Source organism: Candidatus Eremiobacteraceae bacterium (assembly GCA_036511855.1).
In the GTDB taxonomy this organism is placed as follows: Bacteria; Vulcanimicrobiota; Vulcanimicrobiia; order Eremiobacterales; family Eremiobacteraceae; genus JABCYQ01.
This window is the reverse complement of sequence record DATCBN010000015.1, coordinates 18,420-42,197: the sequence shown is the minus strand read 5'-3', so window position 1 is coordinate 42,197 and position 23,778 is coordinate 18,420. Positions and strand designations below refer to the sequence as shown.

Here is a 23,778-nt window from a genome sequence, read left to right as displayed (position 1 = left end):
GCGCGCGAGACCAGGAAGTCCGGCACGCCCGGTCAATGTCGAATCGCATCATGATGTCGAGCGCTCCATCAATCGCTTCCGGAACTTTCCACGCCTGTTTCATCTTCGATGTCGCCGATGCCATCGACCTCAAGCAGTTGAGCCAGATCGGCGGCACGAGCGCACATCCCGCGCCGTTGCGGCCCCGGACCACCCAGTCGCCGGGCAACATACAATTCGCTGTTCCACCTCTTGCAGCTATCATGCCGCCGATCACCGTCGGCCCCAATAAGGGAACGTCACGCGTCAAGATCTACGATTTTGGCGTCATCTCGATCCGCTTCTCGTTTCCCTACGCCGGATCGTGGGAAGGCTTCGCCGCGCTCGCGACGACGTTGCGGCAGGACGAGGAATTGCTCGTCCAGGCGCGCCGTCTCGTGCTCGAAACCCTCCGCGATTGCACGACTGCGCTCGACGATCCGCACGATCCGCTCGTCGAGGATTACTTCATCTACACCGTCGAAGCGTTCACACGATTGGTAGAGGCGAGCGAACTGCTTGGCGATAACCGCGCAGCCCTCGTGTCGCTGATGATGGCCGAGGCCCAAGCGCTCGGCAAGGAAGAACAGACCGAGGCGCTGCGCCATCACTACAGCTACTATCCGAACGATCTTGTGGTCGTGCTGTGGGATTCCGCATTCGTCTATGAAAACAGTGACGACGCCGACGTCATCGAAGACATCCTCGAGTTCGCCAATTCCCAGCTCGTCGAATTTCGCACGTATGACGCCCGTCTCGACGCCGAGCTCGACGTGATCTATGAAATGGACGTGCCAAGCCGTGGAGCGGCGCGGCCGCTCGGCAGACGCGCTGCCGACCTTCGAGCACAACAACTGCGATATCTCATGGTCGATATCCGCGAGCTAGCCGACCGCACGAGCAACGCGTTGAAGATCATCGGCGACGCGTACTACGCGCGCATCTACCGCGGAATCGCCGCACGACTTGGTCTCGCCGACTGGCAGAGCCAAATCGAGGGCAAGCTCGACAGCGTCGGTGAAGTGTACCGTTACCTCATCGATCAGGCGCAGATCGCGCGCGGAGAGTTTCTCGAGATCATCGTGATCCTCTTGATCGCGATAGAAATAGTCGTCGGCATATTGGGCTTGCGACACTAAAAAGCCGGCATGTGGAGAACATCCTGCCAAAGCATCGACGATCCAGATCGAAGGCGGCGACGCGGCGCAGATCAAGGAGCAGCTGCGAAAGCTGTTGTCGCCCGCGAAAGCTGATGACTCGGCCGAAGAAGCCGCGCCGAGCACGGCGGAAACGCAGCCCGATGCATCGCTGGACGTTGCAGAAAGCAAATTGCGCGAGCTGGACGATCTCCACACCGCCGGGGTCTTGAGCGACGAACAGTATCAGGCGGCGCGCGCAAAGCTTTTAGGTTAGCGGGGTTTTCCGCATGACGCGTCAGCCGGCATTGCGTTCGCGCGCAGCCATCGCCTTTGCGATGAACGCGCCGACCGCGTCGCTATAAGGCTTTTCAAACGTGGCCGGCCAATTGGCACGGTCGGCGTACAGCTTTTGCAGACCGCTGCGAATGCCGGCATCGCCGCCCGTGAACACGTGGATCAGTTCCGACCAGCGCGCCGCGATCGCTTGTCCGCGTTCGCCTGCCGGATCCTCACCGAGCGAGGCTTCTGCGTCGGCGATGAGCTTCGCCCAGTCGCCTTCGGCCTGCGAACGCAGCGCCGGATCGTCGCGCGTGGCGAGATCCGCCAATTGCTCGTCGCTGTAATATTTCTTCACCCATTCCATATTCTTGTGCATCGTCAAAACCTCCAAGATAACGCGCAGCGATCCGCGGTCGGGCTGTCCATCGCTGCCGGCAATCGCACGTTCGGCCCGCTCGATAGCCAACAGTGCGGCGTCGATCTGAGAACGCTTGTCGCTGAGCAGCCGGCGTTGCAGTTTTAGCGTCGCGGCAAGATCAGTTGGAGATTGCGCGAGCAGTGCCTTAATGCGCTGCAACGGCAAGCCGAGAAATTTCAATGCGGCTATGTGCTGCAGATGCGCGAGGTCGGCGTCGCCGTACAGGCGGTAACCGGCCTCACTGCGAGTGCCCGGCGACAGCAGCCCAAGCCGGTCGTAGTGATGCTGCGTCCGCACCGTGACGCCTGCAAGCTTGGCGAATTCTCCCGCCTGCATCGTCGCACCAAGGCCATCCATCTCGGTCGCCTATCTCCTCCAGCGCCAGTGTAAAGCCTGACGTCGCGTAAGGCTCAAGTGTTTTTTCATTTGCAGGGCCTTTTGTCGCGTCCGTCACAAGTGGCCGCCCATGACGGACATACTCGATCCCACCGCGCCCCCCCACGCGAACATGAGCAGACGCGTGTTTGTCGGTCTCTCCTCGGGAGCGATCGCCGCTTCAAGCGCCATCGCACGCGCGCTTGCCGACGGCACCACGCTCGGCGCTCCGCACCCCCCACTGGTCTCCGAAGACGATCCCGACATCCGGGTCGAGCGGCCATCCCTCGCGCGCACCGACGGCAAGATCGACGCGTATGCCGCCATGCCCGCCGGCCGCGGCGCGGATACTCCCGGCGTCGTGGTCACCCAGCACATCTGGGGAGTCGATGCGCAGATCCGCGATGTCGTGCGGCGCCTCGCAAAATCCGGATTCGTCGCGATCGCGCCAAACCTTTATGCGCGCCAGCATGCGCCGAGCGGTGACGGCGCCTCCGACATCAAGATATTCAGTCCGTTCTCCCAAGCGCTTGTGGACGATCAGGTTGACGGCGACCTTCAGGCGGCCGCTGCGTGGATACGTTCCAGCGCGAGCGCGCCGAGTTCCGCGAGCGCGCCCAAAGTCGGCATCATGGGATTTTGCATGGGCGGCACCATCACGCTTCGAAACGCGGTGGACAGCCCGCAGTTCTCGGCAGCCTCCGTGTTCTACGGCAAGATCCGGCAATCCACGAGCACCGATGGGGCGGCCACCGAGATGTCCCTCGCGTACGCGGACGAGATCAAGATGCCGTTGTGCGGAAACTGGGGCGCGCGCGACACCAGCATTCCCGCAGCCGACGTCGCGGCGCTGCGATCTCGCCTGACGGTTCCCAACGATCTCAAAGTCTACGACGGGGCCGGTCATGCGTTTTTCGATGACACGCGCCCATCTTACTTCGCGACCGCGGCGGCCGACGCGTGGTCGCGCACCCTCGCCTGGTTTCACAAGTACGCGGCGGTCTAACGCCTCTAGCGAGATTTCATGATGTGTTTTTGTGAACGGGTGCTGCTTTCAGCCTCGATGAGCGCCGCGCGCAACGACCGCACACCGGATTCGATCTCGGCCGGCGCGGCCTGCGCGTAGCCGAGCACGAGACCGCCCGGACCCCGACGCGTCATGCGAAATGACGACAGCGCAGATGTCTCCACGCCTTCACGCGCCGCCGCGGCTGCCGCGAGGCGGTCATCGATGCCGCGCGCGGTGTAGCCAACGACGTGCATTCCGGCAGGGCTCGACGCGATTTCGAGCAGACCGGACAAATCTTTCTCGGCGGCCGCGACAAGCGTGCCTTGGCGCTCTTGATAGAGTTCGCGCATGCGCCGCAGGTGCCGCGCGAAGTGACCTTGGGTGATGAAGTCGGCGACGACCGCTTGATCGATGCCCGCACAATGCCGGTCCGAGACCGCTTTGGCGCGGATCAGCCCCGCGGCGAGTTCGGGCGGCGCGACGACGTAGCCCAAGCGCAGACCGGGCAAGAGCACCTTGCTGAACGTGCCGACGTAGATGACGCGCCCATCGTCGTCCAAGCCTTGCAATGAAGCGAGCGGCTTGCCGCGGTACCGGAATTCGCCGTCGTAGTCGTCTTCAATTATCCATCCGCGCGCGCGGCGCGCCCACGCAAGCAGCGCGAGACGGCGCGCCACACTCATCACAGCGCCGGTGGGATACTGATGCGACGGCGTCACGTACGCCAGCCGCGCGCCCGAGTGTGCGCGGAGCGCAGCGGCCGGATCGAAGCCATCGCCGTCGACGCGTACGGGAACCGCCGTGACTCCTGCACCTAAGAGCGCCGCGCGCGCTCCGAGGTAGCCGGGATCTTCGATCCAGGCATGGTCGCCGGCATCGAGCAGCAATCGGACGATCAGATCGAGAGCCTGTTGCGATCCGCTCACGATGACCACTTGATCCGCGATGCAGCGCACGGCGCGAGCGCTGCTCAGATAGGCCGCGACGGCCTCGCGCAATGGCCGGTAGCCGGCCGGATCGCCGTATGCCGCGAGCGAGCGATCGGCGCGGCGCCAGCGCGCAGCGGACAGCCGTGCCCACAACGCGTACGGAAACGCGTCGAGGGCCGGAACGCCCGCGCGAAATGCCCGCCAGCGGCCAATCGAAGCGGGGAGGCTCACAACTGCCGCAGCAAGCGGCGCGCCGCGGCGCGAAAAGCGAGGCCGCCTCCCGATTCTCGGATGGGTGGATCCGTGGCTTGGCGCTCCGCCTTTGCGACCGGGCGCGACCCGCGTGGCATCGCCCACCCGTGTGACCAGAAATCCCTCAGCCGCCAACTGTTCGAATGCCGCGACGACGGTATTGCGCGAGATGCCGCGTTCCGCCGCCAGCGAGCGCGATGACGGCAGGGCCTGGCCGGGCTGCAATCGCCCGTCCAACACGAGGGCGCGAATGCCGTCGTAGATCCTGCGGTACATCGGGAGCGGCGAGCGGCCCTCAAGCACGAGGCCCGGAATCGCCACGGCGTTCGGCGACTTCGACATATTGGCTCCATCGTCAAGCGAGATATTGGCACTTCTTCCAGGTCCATTAACATGGTATCATGACGGCAAGGAAGGTGCAACCATGAAGCCCGCGTCAGTTTCCAGCACGCTACGCCGCCATCCGGAACGAACGGTGCCGGACGAAGTCGGAGATATACTCACCGCAGGCATCGTCGCTCACGTCGGCATCGTCGAGGACGGCCTTCCGGTCGTCATCCCCATGACGTATGCGTACGACTTGGTCACGCCCCACGTGTTGTACATCCACGGTTCCATCGACGCGCGCATACTCGCCGGCGCCGAGCGCGGCGCGCCCGCTTGCGTCACGGTCACCGAAGTGAGCGGTCTCGTCTACTCCAAAACCGCGCTCAATCACTCGATGGTCTACCGCAGCGTCGTCGGATTCGGCCGGATGACCGAAGTTTCAGACGAACAAAGTAAAGCCGGGGTGCTGCGCCGCATGATCGAGCGCTACTTTTCCGGCCGCACGGAAGGCCGCGATTTTTCAGCCGCGACCAGCGCACATCTCGCCATCACGAGGCTCGTCGCGATCGAGATCGACGCGTGGAGCGCGAAGGCGCGCAAGCACGGAGCTACCGGCCCAGGCGATAATGATGAGCGCGTGCCGGGAACGAGCGGGGTTGTAGAACTCTGATCCGCTATTGGAGCTCTGCTAGTTCCGCCGGGCTCAAGCGCTTCAGCGAAAAACGGTAACCTTCATAAACGGCGATGGCGTAGAACAGCAGGTCCATGAATTGAAACGACTGCTGCATGGCCGTGACCGCCGAATCCAGCGGTATCCGACCGAGCACGGTGAAGAAACCGGTGTGCGTGTCTTGAGCGGCCGCCCCCACGATGGCGAAATAATTGCCGAGCACGCATCCGAGCAGCGCGCAAGCGGCGCCCACATATTGAAATGGGCGCTCTATACCCTTGCCGAGGAATCGCACTGCGAATCCGACGAGAAAGCCCACGCCGACGGCCATCCAACCGATTTGATATCCGGTCGTATCGGTGGCGACGGCCCAGACAGCGGCGCCTACAAGCGCGGCGACCACGCCTGCCACTAGAGCAAGCGGCATGCTTTGTTCGGCTTTTCGCCTCTGCATGAAGCTCCGCACTTTTGCTTGATCGAGTCCGCCCTCGGCCGGCGCGTCCTGCACAAATACCTCCTCGCGAGTGCGAGAAACTCGCGCGCGTCATCGTTCGTCCGTTCCGGGCTGCGTAGCGGCACACCTCGTCGCGCGCGCGACAGGACACGCCGGACGCGGCGTGAAGTCGCCCGCAGTCATGGCAGAGAACCGTCCGCAACCACGAGTCACCGGCAACCGCTATTTGATCTCCGTCGCCGTCATGATCAGCGCGCTGACGGCCATCCTCGACACCACCATCGTCAACGTCAGCATCCCGAACATCCAAGCGGCGTTCGGCGCCGACATCGACCAGATCACCTGGGTGCTCACCGGATACCTCATCAGCAACGTCGTCATCATTCCGATGACGGGCTGGCTCGCCAACGGGGTCGGCCTCAAGCGGTACTACATGGCCAGCCAGATCGTGTTCGTCATCGCGTCCATGCTCTGCGGCGCCGCCTGGAATCTGCCGTCGCTGATCTTCTTCCGGATCTTGCAAGGAATCGGCGGCGGCGCGCTGCTGCCCGTCTCCTTCTCCATCATGCTCGAAGCTTTTCCGCCCGAGCAGACTGCCACAGCCACCGCGATCTTCGGATCGGGAACGATCCTCGGGCCCATCATCGGTCCGACCTTGGGCGGCTGGCTCACCGAGAACTTCTCATGGCGCTGGATCTTCTATGTCAACCTTCCGATCGTGCTCGTCGGACTATTCATGACCTACATCGCTATCCACACGCCGAAGCGTGAATTCACCGAGAAGAAAGCGATCGACGTGCTCGGACTCGCATCGGCGGCGATCTGGCTGACGACGTTTCAGGTGGTGCTGCAAGAAGGTCAACGCAACGATTGGTTCCATGCGCCGCTCATCCTATGGCTGACGATCCTTTCAATCGTATCCGGCGTGACCTTCATCTACACCGAACTTACGGTAGAGCATCCGTTCATCAACTTGAGAATATTCAAGGACTACAACTTTTCCGTCGGCAACGGCATGGGATCGGTGGTGGCGATCACGCTCTTCGGCGCCGTGTTCTTGATCCCGGTGTTTTCGGCAGAAGTGCTTGGCTACAATTCGTTGGACATCGGTCTCTCGCTGCTTCCGGCGGCGGTGGCGTCGCTTCCGCTTTTTGCGGTCGTGGCGCGGCTCGTGCAAAAAGTGGACGCGCGCCTCCTCTGCGGCTTCGGTTTCGCAGTGCTCACATGGTCGTGCTGGTTGAACACCTCCATCGACGGCAACACATCGTTTTGGTGGCTGGTCTTTCTCAACATGACCCGCAGTATGGCGCTCCCCTTCATCTTTATTCCCCTCACCGCCATCGGCATACAGAACTTGCCGCAATCGGAAAAGCCGGAGGCGTCGGCTTTATACAACCTCACGCGCACGTTGGCCGGCTCGCTCGCCATTGCGGCGCTCGGCACGTTCCTCGTCAACCGCACGGCGTTCCACTACGCCCGCTACAGCGAGTCGGTCACGCAGTTCGGCGCGCAAGCCATCCAGCGCCTCGACCAACTGCAGGCTGCGTTCATCGCGCGCTCGGGCAGCGACGCGCAGACGGCCCACATCCAAGCGGTCGCCGCGTTGAAATCGGAGCTCGTCCGGCAATCGCTGATCGGCGGATTCGACGACGCATTCCGGATGTTGACCTGGGTGTCGGCGGCTGCCGTCGTGCTCGCGCTCTCGACGCGAGCACCGAATCTCCATGCCGGGTCCGGTCAACATCCAGTCGCGATGGACTAGCGGTGCGTCCTGCGACGATCGGCGCGGTCCGGCGAGCGATCGTCGCGTGCGAGCGCTGCCCGGAATTGCGCGAATACTGTGCCGACATCGCGCGGCGGGGCAAACCTGAATTTGCCGGACAGACCTATTGGGGCAAGCCGGTCCCGCCCCTCGGCGACAGCGGCGCCCGCGTGATGCTCGTCGGGCTCGCGCCGGCCGCGCACGGCGGCAATCGTACGGGCAGGATGTTCACAGGCGACGGATCGGCAGCGTGGCTTGCGCGCTCCCTTTACCGTGCCGGATTCGCCACGCAAGACCGATCCGAACGGCGCGGCGACGGCTTCGCGATGATCGACGCATATCTAACCGCCGCGATACGCTGTGCGCCGCCGAAGAACAAGCCGACGACGCGTCAGCTCGAGCGATGCGCCGGCCACATGCGCGCGGAACTCGCGCTGCTGCCGCGGCTAGAGATTGTCGTCGGATTGGGCAAGATCGGATTCGATGTCGGTCTCGCGCGGTTGGCCGAGACCGGCTTTGCGTTGCCTAAGCCGCGGCCGCGCTTCGGCCACGGCGTGGAGTTCCGCCTTTTCCGCGAGCGGGATAATCGTGCGGTGACGGTCTTCGGCACGTATCACCCGAGCCGGCAGAACACCAACACCGGAAAACTCACGCAAGCCATGCTCGACGACGTGTTCGTGCGCGTCCGCACGCTGCTTGACACCCAAACGCCTTGACGCTACTGCGGGAGCCGCCCTTTTCGCGCAAACGTATTGATGACCTCGGCCATGCGCGCGCGCTTGCGCCGCCAATGGCCTTCGGTCCAGCCGCTGCTGTGCGGCGTCATGATCACGTTGTCGAGCTCGCTGAACGGGAAGCGTGACGGAAAGGTCCGTTCGCCCTTCGTTTGCGGATAGTCGTACCAGACATCGAGCGCTGCGCCTGCGATCGCGCCGTCGCGCAGCGCTTCGTACAGCGCTTCTTCGTCGGCGACCGGTCCGCGCGAGATGTTCACGATCAATGCGTTCGGCGGCATCAGGCTCAGCCGGCGCGCGTCAATGAGACCCCGGGTCCGGTCCGAGAGCTCGCAGCACAGCACGATGGCGTCGGACCGGCTGCACAGCTCGTCCACTTCATCCGCATTCTTCAAGTCGCCGATGCGGGCGAGACCCGTTATTGAGTTAGCGGCTTTTTCCGGATGCATGGTGAGCGCGGCAGTCGTCATGCCGAAAGCAGCCGCACGGGGCACTATTTCTTTTCCGATCCGGCCGAAGCCCACGAGACCGAGCCTCGAGCCCCATAGCTCACCGACGAATCCGCCGGGTCCGAGAAACCCAAATTCCCAGCGGCCGTCGCGCAATGCTTTATCGGCCTGAAGGAGCTTTTGGCGAAGCGCGACGAGCGTGCCGATGACGTACTCCGCGATGGGAATCTCATGTCCTTGGCCGTTGATGACGTCGACGCCGCGCGGCAAGTGCGCGCGATCGATGCCCTCGGTGCCCGCCGAGGGGCACACCAGCAGCTTCAAACTTCGCGTGTGGGCGGACATGGCGGCGTCGAATTTGGTCGTGACGAGGATCTCGGCGTCGCTTATGGCATCTGCCACGGCGGCTTCGTCATCCGGATCGGCCGTGATGTAGTCGACGTCCGGACCGAGCGACGCGCGCAGCTCTTCGCGCCAGATGTGGGAGATCGAGACGACTTTCACTGCGTCAATGCTCGTAGCTGATGCGATAAATGGTGCCGCGTTGATCGTCGCTGATGAAGAGCGCGCCGTGTCCGTCGACCGCCAAACCCGCAGGTCTGCCGTTGTACTCGCCGTTTGCCAGCCATCCCGTGACGAAGTCCGTGTAGCCCGTTGGCCGGTCGTGCGCGAACTTCACGAAGACGACCTTGTCGCCCGTGGGCGCGCTGCGATTCCACGATCCATGGAAAGCCACGAACGCGCCGCCGCGATACGACTCCGGAAACTGCGTCTTGTTGTAAAAGACGATGCCGAGCGGAGCCGAGTGCGCTTGGAAGTCCAACGAAGCGGGCTTGGTGCCGGAACAGTCCGCGTCCGGATACTCGGGATTGGCATCGCGCTTGGGCAATTTCGGATCCGGGTAGCAACGTGGCCAGCCGAAGTCGGCGCCGGCAGTGACGAGGTCAAGCTCATCGGGGGGCAGGTCGTCGGTCACCGCTTGAGTGGGTCCGATGCCGTCGCGTTGATTGACCACGGCCCACAGCCGTTCACCGCTGTCGAACGCCAGTCCGCTCGCATTGCGCAGTCCAAGCGCGTAAGGTCGCGCCGTGCCGCCTGCGACGTGCACGATGCTGGCGAGCGGGAGCGCGTCGTCGCAGACATTGCACGATGAGCCGACACCGACGAACAGCGAATGATCCGCGGCGACGGCCAGCGAGCGGCGGTTGTGATCGCCGTTCTCGGGTAGACCGCCGGTCACGCGCGTCACCGGCCCGCCCGGATAGACCAACTTCTCCACGCCATCCCACACGGCGATGTAGAGCGTCGAACCGTCGAAGGCTAAACCGTGCGGCAAATCGAGTCCCGAAGCGACGACGGTCGGGGCGGAAGCCGGCCCGTGCAGCGCCACGACGTCACCGCGTCCGGTCAGTGCGACGAGCAGGGCTCCATCCGGCGCGACCGTCATGAAGCGCGGGCCGCTGAGCCCCTGCTCGAAGATCTCCGCCTTGAAGCCGGACGGAACGGTGAGCTCAGCTGCAAGCGGCAGTGGAGAACTCGTTGCGGCAGCGTTTGCATTGCTCGATCCAGTGACGAGCGCTGCGGTAAGAATGTATAGCAACGCCCAGACGGCGTGACGAAATTTGGATGAGCGGATGGCGTGCCTCCCCGTGTGGCTTCGTGCTGTCCAAGCAGGCGCCCGTTTTAGTTTCGGCGCCGGAGCACCGTCACCATCCGCCACGACGACATGCGGGCGCTCAGCGGCACGCGCGGCGAAAGGTCTCCGTACCACGCCACCACATCAAAAACGCCGCTCGCCGCTGCCACATGGCTGATGCCGCTGCGCAGCCACATGCGATGCAGTTGGCGGTCGACGATGTGCTTAGCCGGTCGTCCGTCTTTATATGTGGCGTCGATCGTCATGCTCTTGACGTAGGTCTCCGCGATCGGATCGATGCCGGTCGTGAGAAATCGCGTCCGCACGGTGACGTCGGGATAGGCCTGGCTCCACCGGCCCACGGTGCGTTTGCTGGCCGACGTGAAGTAGTCGGCGGGATGCGTCAACTCGAGCAGCAGAATGCCGCCCTTGCGCAACGCGCGGGCGGTGCAGCGCAAAGTGGCGACGGCATCGTCATCGGTGGTGCAGTGACTGAACGAATCGAACAAGCATTGCGCGATGTCCACCTTCGTCGATAGGACAAACGCTCGCATGTCCGCGCGCTTGAGACGGATGGCGAGATGTTCGGTCGCCGACAGGTGGCGGGCGTAGGCGAGCATTTCGCGGTTGAGGTCCACCCCGTACCCTTTGAGTCCGAGCCGGGCGTACTCGCGCAGATGATGGGCCGGCCCGCAGGCGATGTCGGCGATCGCCGTGGGCCGCGTCACTCCATGCAGCGCGGCGATGCCGAGCAGTCCTCGACATTCCGCCGCGATATGGCGGAAGCCGAAAGCGAGGTCGTACAACCGCGGATTCTCGTAGAGCGCGTGGCTCGAACGCGACGGCAGAGCTCTCGCGCGCGATGCGCCCGGCGCCTTACGGCGTGACGAGGGCATGTTCTTCATGCTCGAGACGTTCGCAGAGATCTTCGGCCGGATATGTCAGGATCTCGGCGAGCGTCGGATGCAGATGGGGCATCGCCATCACGTCGCGGACGTTCGCCTTGAAGTAGAGCAACGCGATGCATTCGTGGATGAGGTCGGACGCCTCCGCGCCGACAATCGCGACGCCGAGCATCGTGCCGTCGTTTGCCGCGAGCACCTTGATGAAGCCCTTGGTCGCACCGATCGCGATGGCTTTGCCGAGATCGTCGAACGGAAACATCGACATCGCATAGTCCAACGAGCGCTTTTTGCACTCGCGCTCGGTCAAGCCGGCGATCGCCACTTGCGGGTCCGTGAACACGGCGCGCGCCCCGTGCAGATCGTAGTCGATCGTGAGGCCGGCGCCGGACAGCGCGTTGCGCGCGGCGATCTGGCCTTCATTCACCGCCACGTGCACGAGCTGGGTGCTGTTCTTGATCACGTCGCCCGCCGCATAGACATCCGGGTTCGTCGTGCGAAGATGGCCGTCGACATGGATGCCCGCAGCGTCGTACTCGATCCCCGCCGCATCGAGGCGCAGCCCCTCGACACTCGCTTTCCGTCCGAGTGCCACGAAGATCTCGTCGGCTTCAACCATCATCTGCACGCCGGTGCTCTCGAAATGCACGCGCTTGCGCGCGCCCGATTTCTCCACTTTCAAGATCTTCGTGCCCGTGTGGATCTGCATGCCCTCGTCGGTGAGCGCACTGGCGAGCGCGCGGCCGACATCGGGGTCCTCGCCCGAGAGAAGCGTATGGCTGCGCTGAAGCATCGTGACCTCGACGCCGAGGCGCCGCAAGTATTGCGCCAATTCGCACGCGACGGCGCCGCCGCCTAAAACGATGACCGACGGCGGCAGCGCCTCGAGTTCCAACACCTCGTCGCTCGTGACGTAGCACGCATCCAACAGGCCGGGAATCTTGGGCACGCTTATCTCGGAGCCCGTCGCGATGAGATATTTCTTGGCCCGGACTTCGTGTCCGTCGACGGCCAGTTGTTGCGGTCCGGTGAACGCGACGGCGCCGCGCAGCATGGGAAAGTTGTCGATGGCCTCGATGCGATAGTCGGCGAACTCCTTGATGATGCGCCGCTTGCGCGCTACGATGGCGGGAACGTTGGCGCGCACCGTTCCGGCTTCGATGCCGAATCGTGAAGCCGCCGCCGCCAAGTGCGCTATTTCGGCGCTCCTCAGCAGCGTCTTGGAAGGCATGCAGCCGCGCAAGATGCACAATCCCGCCAACGGCGCCGTGGATTCGGCGATGACGACGCTCTTGCCGAGCGAGCGCGCGATCGACGCACCTGCAAAGCCGGCGCTCCCCGCACCGATCACGCAAAAATCATAGTCGTGTTTGCTTGCCATGGAGCACATTATTACCCGCGGCTCGCGGAACCGACCTCTATTGCCGGCACGCCGGACGCTGCACGCGATTCGATAAAGGTCGCGTTGCCTATCGGATGTAAAGCGGCGTTCGATGCACCCACCGCCGCTCTCGGACGTCGTGCGCCGTAACATCGTCCGGCGCCTCGCGTTCATCTTCGCAGCGTCCATCCTCGCGCAATTCGGGGCATATGCCGCGTTCGTCTATTGCGTGTCTGCCGCAGCCGCGCTGCTGCCCGATGCAGCGCGCCTTACCTTTTCTGCGATCGTCCTAGTCTTGCGCATCGTCATCACGATGCCGCTCGGCTTCTATGCCGCTCGCTTCACGTACCGCGCGATGCGCCGCGCACCGCCGCCCGCGGCGAACATGGCAGCGCAGCCCGCCGTCGTCGCATCGGCCGCTGCCGCGGGAGTGATGTTCCTGTCGAACATCGCCACAGCCCCCGTCATGTGGCTGACGATCGTGCGCGATCTTCTCGCCGCGGCGCTCTGGATATTCGCGGCGCAGCGTGCTCTGCGCCGGCCCGCGTGAAAATCGCTCGCTTTCGCGTAGGCGGCGCGGACTTCGACGGCGTCGTCGACGGTGACGAAGCGGTGGCCTCCGGATTCCGCAAGCCCCTGGGCGAAGTGACGCTGCTCGCTCCTTGCCGGCCCTCGAAGATCGTCTGCGTCGGACGGAACTACGCCGATCATGCGAGCGAGATGGGGAACGAGCCGCCAAAAGAGCCGTTGCTGTTCTTCAAACCACCGTCGGCGGTGATCAACCCAGGCGACGCGATCGTCTATCCGCGGCAAAGCGCGCGCGTTGATTTTGAAGGCGAGCTCGGCGTCGTCATCGGCCGTCGTTGCCGCGGGACGTCGCGCGAGTCCGCACTCGACTACGTCCTTGGCTACACCATCATCAACGATGTCACCGCACGCGACCTTCAGAAATCCGACGGTCAGTGGGCGCGCGCAAAAGGTTTCGACACGTTCGCGCCGATCGGTCCATGGATCGTCTCGGAGCTTGACTGGCGCGATGTCCGGCTCACGACGCGGCTCAATGGGGCCGTCAGGCAAGATGCGTCGACCGCCTCGATGATCTTCGACATTCCCGTGCTGATCGAGTATATCAGCGCGGCCTTCACGCTCGAACCCGGCGATGTCATCGCGACGGGAACGCCAAGCGGCGTCGGACCGATGCAGATCGGCGACACCGTGGCTGTGGAGATCGAAGGGCTCGGCACGCTGACGAACCGCGTTGTTGCGGCGTCGTAGCGGCGCGAATCTCGTGGTTTACTGAGCCGGCGGGTCGAAGAACGCGTCCTCGGTGACGGCGATGTGGAACGGAGCGCCGGCGCGAAGCGTGACGTCAGAACCCTTGCGGAGCATATCGAAGAGGACGAAGCCGGGCACTGTGATGTCCGCTACGTCTGTGATCACGCCACCGGCGCCGTTCTTCTGGTTGCTGTCTGCTATCACGCTGTCCTGAGTGATGCCGATCGAGACCGGAACTCCGGAAGGCACCGGCACTGGATCGAGCGTGACACGCAGCATACCGTCCCCGCCGCCGCCGTGAGCGGGTCGCACCGCGGCCACCGCACCCGTGCCTTTGGTTCCGGCGGGAATGACGACCCGATCGCCCACCTTGACATCGTCCACGACGGTGAATCCGAATTTGTCTCCGACCTTATTATGCGCCGACGAAAGCGTCTGGTCGAGGCTGATGCGGATCAGCGTACCCGACTGAAGCAGGCTGTTCTTGGTCTGCTCCGTGAGAGGCGTGGTGGCGTGGGGGATGGCGAGCGCAGGCGCGGCCGCGAGCGGCGAAAGGGCGATCAAGGCCGCGAGCGGGCCGATCAATTTCATTGAGATCATATGGTGAAAACGCTCCTGCCCCGTTCTTTAGTTCCAGTCTTTAGTCAAAGCCCTGTACTGCACTCTACGAGATAGCGGTGAACTTTTCATTCCTACGTGATGCCCGTCATTGTCCGCGCGCGCGATCAGCGGTTCAATTAGTGAGAAGGGCTTGGGATCGAGCGATCCCGTCTCACGAGGAATCCAATGAGCCGATCAGATCCGGCGGTACTAGTGAACCAGCGGGACGAAACGATTCTCAGAAAAGACCGGGGCGGTGCCGCTTTCTTCTATCTATTGGCGGTCTCGTTTGCCGGTATGGTGACGTTCGTCTTGTGGTACGTGCCGCGTCATATGTGAAACGAAATTGAAAGGGACGACGAGCGGCGTGCTCCGTTTTATCCCGAGATTTTATCGCCGTCCAAGACTTGAGCGGCCCACTTCACGGCATCCTCTGTGCTCGGCCGGCTGAGCGGCAACGGCACGAAACTTAAGCCTTCGCGACCGCGCCGGAACCACGTGGACACGATGAAGAGCTGATCGATCTCTTCCTGGCGCGCGAATGACCTGTCCATTTCATCGGGCCGGTATTTTTCCAAAAGAAGCTCTCCGAGCAGCCGCCGGGCTTCGTCCCGGTTCGGCAACCGTCGTGGCAATCGAACTTGTGCCGCAAGCCGCCCCCCGTTGAAGAGAAAGCATGCCTCCTCCGCCGGATCGCTCGACGGAGCCAGCACGAGCATCGATAGTCCGGTCGCGAACTCCAATCTTGCATGCCGTTCGCGCAGCCGGCGCAGGCGGTCGAGCCGCGTTTCCTCACGCTGCGCGATCTCAGACTTACCCCGAGCGGCCGCCTCATCGCGACGCCGGGCGATGGCCAAGAGCACATCATCCGCGGCACCCTCGATAAACGCGATCGCCTCATCCACCAACGCTTCATACTGGCCGTCCGGAAGCGTGCGCGGCACTGCGCTATCGGCATCACACGCGCGCAGGCCAAGCGCGTCCTGCAAGGCCTCGACCGCCGCGCGCGCTGCAGGCATGCTTGTGTACGGCCCGTAATAGCGCGCGCCGTCCGCAGACATCTTCGTCGTTGTGCACAGGTGCCCGCGCGGTCCCGGCGCGACTTTGATGAACGCGAATTCGCGGAAGTTGCGCAGCCTGTCGTTGTACGGTGGATCGTACGCGCGCACGAGTTCCGCTTCGAGCAGCAGCGCTTCGAACTCGCTCCCGGTCACCATGAAGTCGAACGACGCGACGACGCCGCGCAGCTCGCGGACCTTCGCGCCTCCCGGTTTTGCGCTCGTCGCGTACGAGCGGATGCGCGCCCGCAAGCAATTCGATTTTCCGACGTAGACAACGCTCCCGCCGGCATCCTTGAGCAAGTACACGCCGGGCCTTGAAGGGACGGAGGCCAATTCGGTGGTGAGGACCGACGTCCAGACCGGAATCTGATTGACCTCGCCGAACGCGCGCGCGCGAGGAAGCCGCTTGCGTTTGATGGGGCGGGTGCGCAGATACTGCTGCAGCGCGCCGAACGTGAAGACGCCCGCATCTTCAAGGCGCTTGATGCAGTGCACGAGCAGTTCGGCCGTGGCAGTGGCATCGGCAAGTGCGCGATGATGACGCTCGACATCGAGGCCGAGCTCCCTCGTCAGCGTGCCCAGCTTGTAGTTCGCCACTTCGGCGATCGTCCGGCGCGCGAGGGCGAGCGTGTCGAGTGTGGGACCCGTCAATCCGAAAAAACCATGGCGTCGCAACTCGAAATCGATGAACCCGGCATCGAATCGCACGTTGTGCCCGACGACGATCGCGTCGCCGAAGTGGCCCAAGACAGCCGGCAGTACGTCGCGGACGTGCGGTGCGCCGGCCACCATCTCATCTGTGATGCCCGTGAGCTGCGTGATGAATGCCGGTATCGGTTGCTGCGGGTTCACGAACGATCGCCAGCGCTTGACGATTTTTCCCTGATCCACGCGCACGACTGCGATCTCGGTCATCGCGTCCGATCCGGCTACGCTTCCCGTGGTCTCGATGTCGACGACCGCAAACGGGCAGCTCCAAAGATCAGTCGATTCGAGTTCTGCGAGTCGCCGGGCGAGGGCAGCGCCGGCGGCGTCGACCGCCAACGTCGCCTTTGAGAGCGACTCCTCAAACGGCGACGGCAGCCACGCATGAATAGCCATGGCTTTCGAGCTTCTCGAACATCCGTACGATTCCCGCGCCGAAGAGCGCGGGAGCCGCTCGCGGTGCGCCCGAAGCGGCGCGGCCATGGCTCGAATATTGTACCTCCACGGCTCCGGACATACGGCAGAGTCGTTTGCCAATCAAGTGCTTGCCTTTGCCGGTTCCGAAGCGCTTGCGCTGCCGGGCCATCCGACGGGAGCGCCCCTCGACACGGTCGGTGAGCTGGCGGTTTGGCTGGCCGGCGAGGTCGCGGCGCGGGCCGGCGAACCGGTGGTGATCTGCGGAAACTCACTAGGGGCTGCGGTGGCGCTCGAAACGGCTTTGTCGCATCCGGCCCGTGTCGCGGGCGTCATCCTCATCGGGGGCGGCGCGCGTTTGCGCGTGGGCGGACAGATCTTTGAGATGATCGACGAAGATTGGCCGGGATGCATCGACAAACTCGTCGATCTGTCGGTGGACGCCGGCTGTCCGGCCGATCTGCGCCGGCGGCTTGCCGATATGCATCGTGTCGCCGGACAAAGCACAACGCGCACCGACTATGCGGCGTGCAACTCGTTCGATGTGATGGATCGCGTGCGCGGCATTTCACTCCCGACGCTGATCATCGTCGGCGCGAACGACCAGATGACCCCGCCGAAATATTCAACGTTCTTGCGCGAGTCGATAGCCGGGAGTGAACTCGTCGTGATCGATGGCGCCGGACATCTGCCGCATCTGGAACAACCGGTCGCCGTCAACGCGGCGATCGCGGCCTGGTTGTAGGGGCCGTTATTGTAGGAGGGCAATCGAACTAGGGCAAGCATCGCTTGCCCAAAAAATGGGTGAGCGTTGCTCACCCTCCTACAGAACGACGGGGCAAGCGATGCTTGCCCTAGTACGTGCGTTGAAACAAAAACGGGGCAAGCGATGCTTGCCCTCGTACGAGATTCCCCTACGGAACGGGACCTATTACAGTTCTTCGAAGCCCGCAGGTAGCGTTACGGCGATTCGTTTTGCGGCGAGGTCGATCCGAACGTCGAAAGCATTGAGCATCGGGATGAGCGCCGAGCCTACGACAAGCATGTCCGCTCCGGGATAGTGGCGCACCGATTCCACAAGTCCGAGTTCGCCGAGGCGCGCGTCCACCACGGTCAATCCGATGAGATCTGCGTCGCGATAGGTGTCCGGCGGCAGCGGCCTGAGATATTCCCGGCGCGCGAGGACCACGACGCCGCGGAGAGCGTCCGCTGCGGTAGCATCGGAAACGCCGGGGAAGCGTAAGAGCGCGTCGCCTTTGTGTATGCGCGCCGCCTCGATCAGCATCTCGCGCTCGGTGCCGCCGGGCGCGCGCGCCACGAGACGCAGTCCGGCGGCGAAGTCGGCTGGGTCATTCGTCTGCACTTTCACTTCGCCGCGAAGGCCGAAAGCGCCGGCGATCCGTCCGAGCGATACGAGCGAATCGTCTGGCGGCACGGTTTAGTCGAGGATCTCGACGTTGACTTTCTCGCCCGAGCCCACCGACGCTGCCTTGACGATCGTGCGGATCGCATGCACGATGCGGCCTTGGCGGCCGATGATCTTCCCGCGGTCGTCTTCGGCGACTCGCAGCAGCAGCACGGGGCCGCGATCGTCTTCCGTGGCCGCGATCGCGATCTGATCCGGTTCGTCGACGATACGCTCGACGATGAATTTCAATACGGCGGCGGCCCGTCCGATGCCGTCGCGGATATTTCCCGCGTCGTCGTCGCCGGCCGGTTCAGCCTCATCGTCATCGACGCCGATCGCCGGCGGCGCGAAATCGTCGTCATCGTCGACATCCAAACCGGGAGGCGGCCCGACGGGTGCAGGCTCGTCATCGTCGTAGTCAATGAGGTCTTTCGGGCGGTCGGGCATGACACTGCGCCTTTCAGGTAGTGCGGAGTACTAAGCCTTCTTGTCGCGTTTCGCGCGCGCCTTACGCACGCGCACTTTGCTCTTCTCGTACAATCCCTTGTCGGCGAGAAGCCGTGCCACCGTGTCGGAAGGCTGAGCTCCCGTACCGAGCCACTTCTTTATCTTCTCTTCATCGAGAACGAGCTCGATAGGATCTCTGCGCGGATTGTAGTGACCGACGATCTCCAGAAATCGCCCGTCGCGCGGCGAACGTTCGTCTGCTACGACGAGGCGGTACGACGGCTGTTTTTTCTGGCCCGTGCGGCGGAGGCGGATGCGGACTGACAAGGTGAGATTCCTTTCGTTTCTGTGGCGTGCAGCGAGGCTGCGCGTACCACGACTGGTGAGAAGCGCCTAATTGGCCATTCCGGGCGGGCGGCGCATTCGGCCGAACTGTTTCATCATCTGTTTGGATGCGTCGAACTGTTTGATCAACTGATTGACATCTTGCACCGAGAGGCCGCATCCCTTTGCGATGCGCCGGCGCCGGCTCGCGTTGAGGATCTTGGGATCGGCGCGCTCCAGCGTCGTCATCGAGCAAATGATCGCTTCCGTACGCGAGACCTGCGTGTCCGCGATGGGATTTGCGGATACAAGCTTACCGAGTCCGGGGATCATCTTGGCGATATCTCCAAGCGAACCCATCTTCTTCACCGTGCGGAGCTGGTCGAGGAAATCTTGCAGCGTGAAGGTTTGGCGGCGGAACTTCTGAGCGAGCTCCTTCGCTTTGGTTTCGTCGTAGACGGCTTGGCTTTTCTCGATAAGCGTGAGCACGTCGCCCATGCCGAGGATGCGCGACACGAGCCGGTCTGGGTGGAATGGCTCGAGCGCCGTCACCTTCTCACCCGTCCCGATGAATTTCACCGGTTTGCCGGTCACGGCGCGTATCGACAGAGCCGCGCCGCCCCGGCTGTCGCCGTCCATTTTGGTGAGCACGGTGCCCGTGATCGCGAGACGGCGGTCGAATTCGACCGCGACGTTGACCGCTTCTTGACCGGTCATCGAGTCGACGACGAGGAGCGTTTCGCTCGGATGTACGGTGTCGCGGATCTCCTCCAACTCGCGCATGAGCGCGTCGTCGATCTGCAACCGGCCGGCGGTATCCAGTAGGACGACGCCGTTGCCCACGCGGCGCGCTTCCTCAAGGGCGCGTTTTGCGATCGCGACCGGGTGCGGTTCGGCGGCGGTGAAGACGGGAACGTCGATCTGAGCGCCAAGCACCTGCAGTTGCGTGATCGCTGCCGGCCTGTAGACATCGCACGCGACGAGCAGCGGACGCCGGCCCTGATCTTTGAAATACAAGGCCAGCTTAGCCGCCTGCGTCGTTTTGCCGCTCCCTTGCAATCCGACGAGCATGACGACGGTGGAGCCGGTCGGCTGCATCCGCATCGGCGCCATCTGCCCGCCCATCATCTCGACCAGGCCGTCGTGCACGATCTTGACGACGGCTTGCGCCGGCGTCAGCGATTCCAGAACTTCGGCGCCGATCGCCCGCTCGCGGATCGAAGCGATGAAATCCTTGACGACTTTGAGGTTGACGTCGGCTTCGAGCAACGCGATGCGGACCTCCCGGAGCACTTCCGAGACGTCGCTTTCGGTCAGCTTTCCGCGTGAACGCAGCCGTTGAAAGATCGCCCCGAGGCGATCGGAGAGCCCTTGCAGCATATCGGGATCAGCGCGGGTGCGGAAAGGTGGCGGGGCCGCGCGCGGAGATCAAGCTTTTTCGCCGGCCTCTTCGATGAAGCGCACGGCATCACCGACGGTCTTGATCTTTTCGGCGGCCTCGTCTGGGATATCGAGATTGAATTCGGTCTCGAGCGCCATGACGAGTTCGACCTGGTCGAGCGAATCGGCGCCGAGATCGTCGGTGATCGACGCATCCATGACGACTTCTTCTTCGTCCACGCCGAGCTGCTCGACGATGCATTTTTTTACTTTGTCGAATACGGACATCGGGCGTTTTCAGCCTCCAGGTGATGGTGAGTGTGTTAGTGGGCCTTTTTCTTACCGCATGGTCAGCCCGCCGTCCACCGCGAGCGTTTGTCCCGTGATGTACGACGCACTATCGCTTGCCAGAAACAGTGCCGTACGTGCGACTTCCTCAGCCGCGCCAAACCGCCCGAGCGGTATGCGAGACCTGTACGTCGTTTGGACCGCTTCGGGCAAAACCGACGTCATGTCGGTTTCGATAAAGCCTGGCGCGATCGCGTTGACGCGGATGCCGCGGGAGCCGAATTCCTGCGCCAGCGATTTCGTCAGGCCCAGCACCCCGGCCTTCGCCGCGACATACGCGCTTTGACCCGCATTGCCGCCCAATGCGACCACCGACGATACGTTGACGATGGCGCCGCTTTTCTGCGCCAGCATGACCTTTCCCGCCGCTGAACACAGGTAAAAAACGCTCTTCAGATTGACCGCGAGCGCCTCGTCCAACGCATCCCATTTCATGCGCAAGATCAACGCGTCGTAGGATTTGCCGGCGTTGTTGACGAGCACGTCGAGACGGCCGAGGGTCGTCTTCGCGGCGTCCACCAGCGCCTGCGCGTCCGCCTGCGAAGAGACGTCGCCTTGATGGATGTGGGCCGTGCCTCCGGCTTCCTCAATTTCCTTGCGGACGGCTTCGAGCGGCTCACGCCTGCGGCCGTTGAGCAGCAGCGTGGCGCCTTCGTTCGCAAACGTTCGCGCGATCGCCCTGCCGATTCCGGTGCCGGCCCCCGTCACGACCGCGATCTTGCCATTCAAGACGCCCGTCTCGTGCATATCAGGCGGGCAGCTTTTCTGCCGCCGCGGAGAAAGCAGCGACCCCAGCCGCATCGCCCACGTGAAGGATCCGATCCGCGATGGCGCCGGGCAGCCGTTTCAACATCGGCGTGAGCACGGGCGCCGCGCCGCACTCGATGATGAAGTCGGGCTTTTTCGCGGCCAACGCGATCGCCGTCTCGTGCCATCGCACGCGCGAACAGAGACTTGCGACGAGGCAGCGCTTGATGTCATCGATCGAGCGGTATGGCGCGACGTCGACGTTGCTGATCACGTCGAAGGCCGGCACTGAAACGTGGGCGGCTTCGACGTGGATCGCAAATCGTTCGACGGCCGGCTCCATGAGCGCGCTGTGCCACGCGCCCGAGACATTGAGGATGACGACTCGCTTCGCGCCGGCCGTCTTTGCCAACTCGCATACGGCGTTGACGCCGGCGACGTCGCCGGAAACGACGATCTGCAGCGGCGCGTTGAGATTTGCGACGTCGACCCGCGCACCGCTCGCCGCTCTGGCTTGCGCGCACACGGCTTCCACCTTTTCTCTATCGAAGCCGATGATCGCCGCCATCGACCCGGCCGCGAGATCCGCTGCGGCGCCCATCGCCAAGCCACGTTCGTTCACGAGCCGCACCGCGTCGTCGAACGTCAAAGACCCGGCGATGGTGAGCGAGCAATACTCGCCGAAAGAATGCCCAGCGGACACCACCGGTGTGAAGCCGAGCGATTCGACGGCTCGGTAGATGGCGAGATTCGCGGTGAATATCGCCGGCTGGCTGACGCGCGTTTCGCGAAGCTGGTCGTCGCTGCCGTTTGAGACCAAGGCGAGCATGTCGTAGCCGACGGCCGCCGATGCGCGCTCAAAACAGTCGCGCGATGCCGGAAATTGCCGCGCGACGTCCGCGCCCATCTGCGCCGCTTGCGACCCCTGACCTGGAAAGACGACGCCGAGCGTGGGCACGATCGACGCTTACGCTATCGCGAAGTGCGCGGGCCGGTCGGCCGCGACGAACTCTGGCGGAAGTGCGCCCACGCGCGCGCCGCGCCAGCGCCAGGCCACGGCGCCCCACGAAAGCCCGCCGCCGAACGCTGCGAAGACCACGACATTTCCGTCCTTTATCTGGCCGTTGAGAACCGCGTCGCACAGCGCGAGAGGTATCGACGCCGATGATGTGTTGCCGTATTCTTGGATGTTCGTGATGCACTTCTCGGGCGGCAGTTTGAGCATTTTCACAGTGGCGTCGATGATCCGGGAGTTCGCCTGGTGCGGCACCAGGAAGTCGACGTCGTGCGGCGTGAGGCCCGCGCGATTTAGGGCGTTGCGCGACGCTTGCGCCATCATGTTGACCGCGAACTTGAACACCGCTTGACCTTGCATCTGCACGAAGCCCGCGCTCCGGTCCGCTTTGCCATTGGTGTTGAACGGCAGCCGGCTCCCGCCGCCCGGCAGATACAGCACCGTGGGATCCGCTCCGTCCGCGCCGAGATCGGCGCCGAGGAAACAGTCTTCGTCAGCGCGCTCGAGCAGCGCTGCGCCGGCGCCGTCGCCGAATAAGACGCACGTCGAACGATCCGTATAATCGACGATCTTCGACAACGTTTCGGCGCCGATCAGCAAAATCGATTTGAACACGCCGGAGCGGATGAGCGATGCGGCGGTGGTCAGGCCGTAGATGAATCCGGAGCAGGCGATCGATATGTCGAATGCCGGCGTGCCGGGGATCCCGAGTCGCGTCGCCACGAGGCACGCGGTGGCGGGAAACAAGTAGTCCGGCGTAGCGGTCGCGACGATGACGCACCCGATGTCGCGCGGCGAACGCCCGGCCGCGTCCAATGCGGCGAGCGCCGCGGGGTAGGCGAGATCGGATGTGGCTTGCTCGGGCGCAGCGATATGGCGGCGCTTCATGCCCGTTCGCTGTAAGATCCATTCGTCGTTGGTGTCGACCAGCTTTTCGAGATCGGCGTTGCTCAGAATGCCGGCCGGAGCGTATCGTCCGATGCCGGCAATGGTCACACCGTACCCGTTCATCGCGCGGTGATCAGCCCTGCGCCGTCTTCGAACTCGATGCGGCCGGAGCCGCGTCCTTCTGCGCGATCGCTTGCCGTCCGTCGTAGAAACCGCAATTGGCGCACGCGAAATGCGGCCGGCGCGGTTGCTTGCACTGCGGGCATGTGGACATGGTCGGCGCGGTGGTCTTCCAGTTGGCGCGCCGCGAACGCGTATTCGACTTGCTTCGTCGTTGCTTTGGGTTGGCCATTATTGGCTTCCTATCGTGTATTAGGGCAAGCTACGCTTGCCCGCATCCGGTTTTGGGCAAGCGGTGCTTGCCCTATTACA

At 63.6% G+C, this 23,778-nt stretch carries 28 protein-coding genes; 10 read left to right on the top strand and 18 right to left on the bottom strand.

Translation table 11 applies throughout. The features are described 5' to 3' along the window. Positions 1-35: 35 nt before the first annotated feature. Both VII69_02495 and VII69_02490 read left to right on the top strand, forming a co-directional pair. The gene (locus VII69_02495) at positions 36-1,157 is read left to right on the top strand and encodes a hypothetical protein (GenBank protein HEY5093967.1); all 1,122 of its coding nucleotides are present in this window, start codon (positions 36-38) and stop codon (positions 1,155-1,157) included. A gap of 94 nt (positions 1,158-1,251) precedes the next feature. Next, positions 1,252-1,431, top strand: coding sequence for an SHOCT domain-containing protein (locus tag VII69_02490; protein ID HEY5093966.1), 180 nt, complete (start codon positions 1,252-1,254; stop codon positions 1,429-1,431). A 21-nt stretch (positions 1,432-1,452) separates the two neighbouring features. Here the strand turns inward: VII69_02490 and VII69_02485 are convergent, their stop codons facing one another. Then, positions 1,453-2,211 carry a MerR family transcriptional regulator gene (locus VII69_02485; protein HEY5093965.1) on the bottom strand — a complete coding sequence of 253 codons (759 nt, stop codon included), beginning with the start codon at positions 2,209-2,211 and terminating at the stop codon, positions 1,453-1,455. A gap of 109 nt (positions 2,212-2,320) precedes the next feature. Between VII69_02485 and VII69_02480 the strand changes: the two genes are divergently transcribed. Further along, positions 2,321-3,235 (top strand): dienelactone hydrolase family protein, encoded by a 915-nt coding sequence (locus tag VII69_02480; protein ID HEY5093964.1) that lies wholly within the window; start codon positions 2,321-2,323, stop codon positions 3,233-3,235. Positions 3,236-3,240: 5 nt separating this feature from the next. On the opposite strand, the gene VII69_02475 is transcribed toward VII69_02480, so the two are convergent. Further along, entirely contained in the window at positions 3,241-4,761 is a 1,521-nt protein-coding gene (locus VII69_02475) for a PLP-dependent aminotransferase family protein (GenBank protein ID HEY5093963.1), read from the bottom strand. Between the two features lie 82 nt (positions 4,762-4,843). Here VII69_02475 and VII69_02470 point away from each other — a divergent pair, with 82 nt between their 5' ends. After that, on the top strand, positions 4,844-5,416 hold the full coding sequence (locus VII69_02470) for a pyridoxamine 5'-phosphate oxidase family protein (protein HEY5093962.1): 573 nt from the start codon (positions 4,844-4,846) through the stop codon (positions 5,414-5,416). A gap of 4 nt (positions 5,417-5,420) precedes the next feature. Here the strand turns inward: VII69_02470 and VII69_02465 are convergent, their stop codons facing one another. Beyond that, positions 5,421-5,924: a hypothetical protein gene (locus VII69_02465; protein ID HEY5093961.1), complete on the bottom strand. Its 504-nt coding sequence runs from the start codon at positions 5,922-5,924 to the stop codon at positions 5,421-5,423. Between the two features lie 127 nt (positions 5,925-6,051). On the opposite strand from VII69_02465, the gene VII69_02460 reads away from it, so the two are divergent. Next, the gene (locus VII69_02460; GenBank protein HEY5093960.1) at positions 6,052-7,632 is read left to right on the top strand and encodes a DHA2 family efflux MFS transporter permease subunit; all 1,581 of its coding nucleotides are present in this window, start codon (positions 6,052-6,054) and stop codon (positions 7,630-7,632) included. A 2-nt stretch (positions 7,633-7,634) separates the two neighbouring features. Beyond that, positions 7,635-8,348, top strand: a complete 714-nt coding sequence (locus VII69_02455; GenBank protein HEY5093959.1) for a uracil-DNA glycosylase — start codon at positions 7,635-7,637, stop codon at positions 8,346-8,348. A gap of 2 nt (positions 8,349-8,350) precedes the next feature. Here VII69_02455 and VII69_02450 read toward each other — a convergent pair whose 3' ends face one another. From VII69_02450 to VII69_02435, 4 genes are all read right to left on the bottom strand, one after another. Beyond that, positions 8,351-9,319: a 2-hydroxyacid dehydrogenase gene (locus VII69_02450; GenBank protein ID HEY5093958.1), complete on the bottom strand. Its 969-nt coding sequence runs from the start codon at positions 9,317-9,319 to the stop codon at positions 8,351-8,353. A 4-nt stretch (positions 9,320-9,323) separates the two neighbouring features. Next, positions 9,324-10,415 carry a PQQ-dependent sugar dehydrogenase gene (locus VII69_02445; GenBank protein HEY5093957.1) on the bottom strand — a complete coding sequence of 364 codons (1,092 nt, stop codon included), beginning with the start codon at positions 10,413-10,415 and terminating at the stop codon, positions 9,324-9,326. Positions 10,416-10,498: 83 nt separating this feature from the next. Next, positions 10,499-11,356, bottom strand: a complete 858-nt coding sequence (locus VII69_02440) for a class I SAM-dependent methyltransferase (GenBank protein HEY5093956.1) — start codon at positions 11,354-11,356, stop codon at positions 10,499-10,501. Beyond that, positions 11,328-12,734, bottom strand: a complete 1,407-nt coding sequence (locus VII69_02435) for an FAD-dependent oxidoreductase (GenBank protein ID HEY5093955.1) — start codon at positions 12,732-12,734, stop codon at positions 11,328-11,330. Before VII69_02435 ends, VII69_02440 begins: the two co-directional genes overlap by 29 nt. 139 nt (positions 12,735-12,873) lie before the next feature. Here VII69_02435 and VII69_02430 point away from each other — a divergent pair, with 139 nt between their 5' ends. Together VII69_02430 and VII69_02425 are read left to right on the top strand one after the other, a co-directional pair. Next, positions 12,874-13,284: a hypothetical protein gene (locus VII69_02430; GenBank protein HEY5093954.1), complete on the top strand. Its 411-nt coding sequence runs from the start codon at positions 12,874-12,876 to the stop codon at positions 13,282-13,284. Then, the gene (locus tag VII69_02425; GenBank protein ID HEY5093953.1) at positions 13,281-14,009 is read left to right on the top strand and encodes a fumarylacetoacetate hydrolase family protein; all 729 of its coding nucleotides are present in this window, start codon (positions 13,281-13,283) and stop codon (positions 14,007-14,009) included. The genes VII69_02430 and VII69_02425 overlap by 4 nt, the downstream gene beginning before the upstream one ends. An 18-nt stretch (positions 14,010-14,027) precedes the next feature. Here the strand turns inward: VII69_02425 and VII69_02420 are convergent, their stop codons facing one another. Further along, the gene (locus VII69_02420; protein HEY5093952.1) at positions 14,028-14,609 is read right to left on the bottom strand and encodes a hypothetical protein; all 582 of its coding nucleotides are present in this window, start codon (positions 14,607-14,609) and stop codon (positions 14,028-14,030) included. A 186-nt stretch (positions 14,610-14,795) separates the two neighbouring features. On the opposite strand from VII69_02420, the gene VII69_02415 reads away from it, so the two are divergent. Beyond that, complete coding sequence (locus tag VII69_02415) at positions 14,796-14,948, top strand: hypothetical protein (GenBank protein ID HEY5093951.1); 153 nt, start codon at positions 14,796-14,798, stop codon at positions 14,946-14,948. Between the two features lie 38 nt (positions 14,949-14,986). Here VII69_02415 and VII69_02410 read toward each other — a convergent pair whose 3' ends face one another. Continuing rightward, a complete protein-coding gene (locus VII69_02410) occupies positions 14,987-16,771 on the bottom strand; it encodes an exonuclease domain-containing protein (protein ID HEY5093950.1) in 1,785 nt (594 codons plus the stop codon). An 85-nt stretch (positions 16,772-16,856) separates the two neighbouring features. Here VII69_02410 and VII69_02405 point away from each other — a divergent pair, with 85 nt between their 5' ends. Beyond that, the gene (locus VII69_02405; GenBank protein ID HEY5093949.1) at positions 16,857-17,534 is read left to right on the top strand and encodes an alpha/beta hydrolase; all 678 of its coding nucleotides are present in this window, start codon (positions 16,857-16,859) and stop codon (positions 17,532-17,534) included. Positions 17,535-17,720: 186 nt separating this feature from the next. Here VII69_02405 and rimM read toward each other — a convergent pair whose 3' ends face one another. The 9 genes from rimM to VII69_02360 all read right to left on the bottom strand — a co-directional run bounded on the left by rimM (position 17,721) and on the right by VII69_02360 (position 23,612). Next, positions 17,721-18,224 carry a ribosome maturation factor RimM gene (gene rimM / locus VII69_02400; GenBank protein HEY5093948.1) on the bottom strand — a complete coding sequence of 168 codons (504 nt, stop codon included), beginning with the start codon at positions 18,222-18,224 and terminating at the stop codon, positions 17,721-17,723. Positions 18,225-18,227: 3 nt separating this feature from the next. Then, on the bottom strand, positions 18,228-18,644 hold the full coding sequence (locus tag VII69_02395; protein HEY5093947.1) for a KH domain-containing protein: 417 nt from the start codon (positions 18,642-18,644) through the stop codon (positions 18,228-18,230). 30 nt (positions 18,645-18,674) lie between these two features. Beyond that, complete coding sequence (gene rpsP, locus VII69_02390; protein HEY5093946.1) at positions 18,675-18,971, bottom strand: 30S ribosomal protein S16; 297 nt, start codon at positions 18,969-18,971, stop codon at positions 18,675-18,677. Between the two features lie 66 nt (positions 18,972-19,037). Then, positions 19,038-20,348 (bottom strand): signal recognition particle protein, encoded by a 1,311-nt coding sequence (ffh, locus tag VII69_02385; GenBank protein HEY5093945.1) that lies wholly within the window; start codon positions 20,346-20,348, stop codon positions 19,038-19,040. A 48-nt stretch (positions 20,349-20,396) separates the two neighbouring features. Continuing rightward, positions 20,397-20,636: an acyl carrier protein gene (locus VII69_02380; protein ID HEY5093944.1), complete on the bottom strand. Its 240-nt coding sequence runs from the start codon at positions 20,634-20,636 to the stop codon at positions 20,397-20,399. Positions 20,637-20,687: 51 nt separating this feature from the next. After that, positions 20,688-21,443 (bottom strand): 3-oxoacyl-[acyl-carrier-protein] reductase, encoded by a 756-nt coding sequence (fabG, locus tag VII69_02375; GenBank protein HEY5093943.1) that lies wholly within the window; start codon positions 21,441-21,443, stop codon positions 20,688-20,690. A 1-nt stretch (position 21,444) separates the two neighbouring features. After that, positions 21,445-22,401 carry an ACP S-malonyltransferase gene (fabD, locus tag VII69_02370; protein HEY5093942.1) on the bottom strand — a complete coding sequence of 319 codons (957 nt, stop codon included), beginning with the start codon at positions 22,399-22,401 and terminating at the stop codon, positions 21,445-21,447. Positions 22,402-22,410: 9 nt separating this feature from the next. Then, entirely contained in the window at positions 22,411-23,469 is a 1,059-nt protein-coding gene (locus VII69_02365) for a beta-ketoacyl-ACP synthase III (GenBank protein ID HEY5093941.1), read from the bottom strand. Beyond that, positions 23,466-23,612 carry a hypothetical protein gene (locus VII69_02360; GenBank protein HEY5093940.1) on the bottom strand — a complete coding sequence of 49 codons (147 nt, stop codon included), beginning with the start codon at positions 23,610-23,612 and terminating at the stop codon, positions 23,466-23,468. The genes VII69_02365 and VII69_02360 overlap by 4 nt, the downstream gene beginning before the upstream one ends. Positions 23,613-23,778 lie beyond the last annotated feature (166 nt).

What these genes read in the sequence shown, in the direction of transcription:
- VII69_02470 (HEY5093962.1), top strand. Translation starts at nt 4,844, where the DNA reads ATGAAGCCCGCGTCAGTTTCCAGCACGCTACGCCGCCATCCGGAACGA.
- VII69_02495 (HEY5093967.1), top strand. Translation starts at nt 36, where the DNA reads ATGTCGAATCGCATCATGATGTCGAGCGCTCCATCAATCGCTTCCGGA.
- VII69_02405 (HEY5093949.1), top strand. Translation starts at nt 16,857, where the DNA reads ATGGCTCGAATATTGTACCTCCACGGCTCCGGACATACGGCAGAGTCG.
- fabG (HEY5093943.1), bottom strand. Translation starts at nt 21,443, where the DNA reads ATGCACGAGACGGGCGTCTTGAATGGCAAGATCGCGGTCGTGACGGGG.
- VII69_02440 (HEY5093956.1), bottom strand. Translation starts at nt 11,356, where the DNA reads ATGAAGAACATGCCCTCGTCACGCCGTAAGGCGCCGGGCGCATCGCGC.
- VII69_02395 (HEY5093947.1), bottom strand. Translation starts at nt 18,644, where the DNA reads ATGCCCGACCGCCCGAAAGACCTCATTGACTACGACGATGACGAGCCT.
- ffh (HEY5093945.1), bottom strand. Translation starts at nt 20,348, where the DNA reads ATGCTGCAAGGGCTCTCCGATCGCCTCGGGGCGATCTTTCAACGGCTG.
- VII69_02380 (HEY5093944.1), bottom strand. Translation starts at nt 20,636, where the DNA reads ATGTCCGTATTCGACAAAGTAAAAAAATGCATCGTCGAGCAGCTCGGC.
- VII69_02460 (HEY5093960.1), top strand. Translation starts at nt 6,052, where the DNA reads ATGGCAGAGAACCGTCCGCAACCACGAGTCACCGGCAACCGCTATTTG.
- VII69_02485 (HEY5093965.1), bottom strand. Translation starts at nt 2,211, where the DNA reads ATGGATGGCCTTGGTGCGACGATGCAGGCGGGAGAATTCGCCAAGCTT.
- VII69_02420 (HEY5093952.1), bottom strand. Translation starts at nt 14,609, where the DNA reads ATGATCTCAATGAAATTGATCGGCCCGCTCGCGGCCTTGATCGCCCTT.
- VII69_02435 (HEY5093955.1), bottom strand. Translation starts at nt 12,734, where the DNA reads ATGGCAAGCAAACACGACTATGATTTTTGCGTGATCGGTGCGGGGAGC.
- VII69_02475 (HEY5093963.1), bottom strand. Translation starts at nt 4,761, where the DNA reads ATGTCGAAGTCGCCGAACGCCGTGGCGATTCCGGGCCTCGTGCTTGAG.
- VII69_02415 (HEY5093951.1), top strand. Translation starts at nt 14,796, where the DNA reads ATGAGCCGATCAGATCCGGCGGTACTAGTGAACCAGCGGGACGAAACG.
- VII69_02365 (HEY5093941.1), bottom strand. Translation starts at nt 23,469, where the DNA reads ATGAACGGGTACGGTGTGACCATTGCCGGCATCGGACGATACGCTCCG.
- VII69_02410 (HEY5093950.1), bottom strand. Translation starts at nt 16,771, where the DNA reads ATGGCTATTCATGCGTGGCTGCCGTCGCCGTTTGAGGAGTCGCTCTCA.
- VII69_02360 (HEY5093940.1), bottom strand. Translation starts at nt 23,612, where the DNA reads ATGCCCGCAGTGCAAGCAACCGCGCCGGCCGCATTTCGCGTGCGCCAA.
- VII69_02480 (HEY5093964.1), top strand. Translation starts at nt 2,321, where the DNA reads ATGACGGACATACTCGATCCCACCGCGCCCCCCCACGCGAACATGAGC.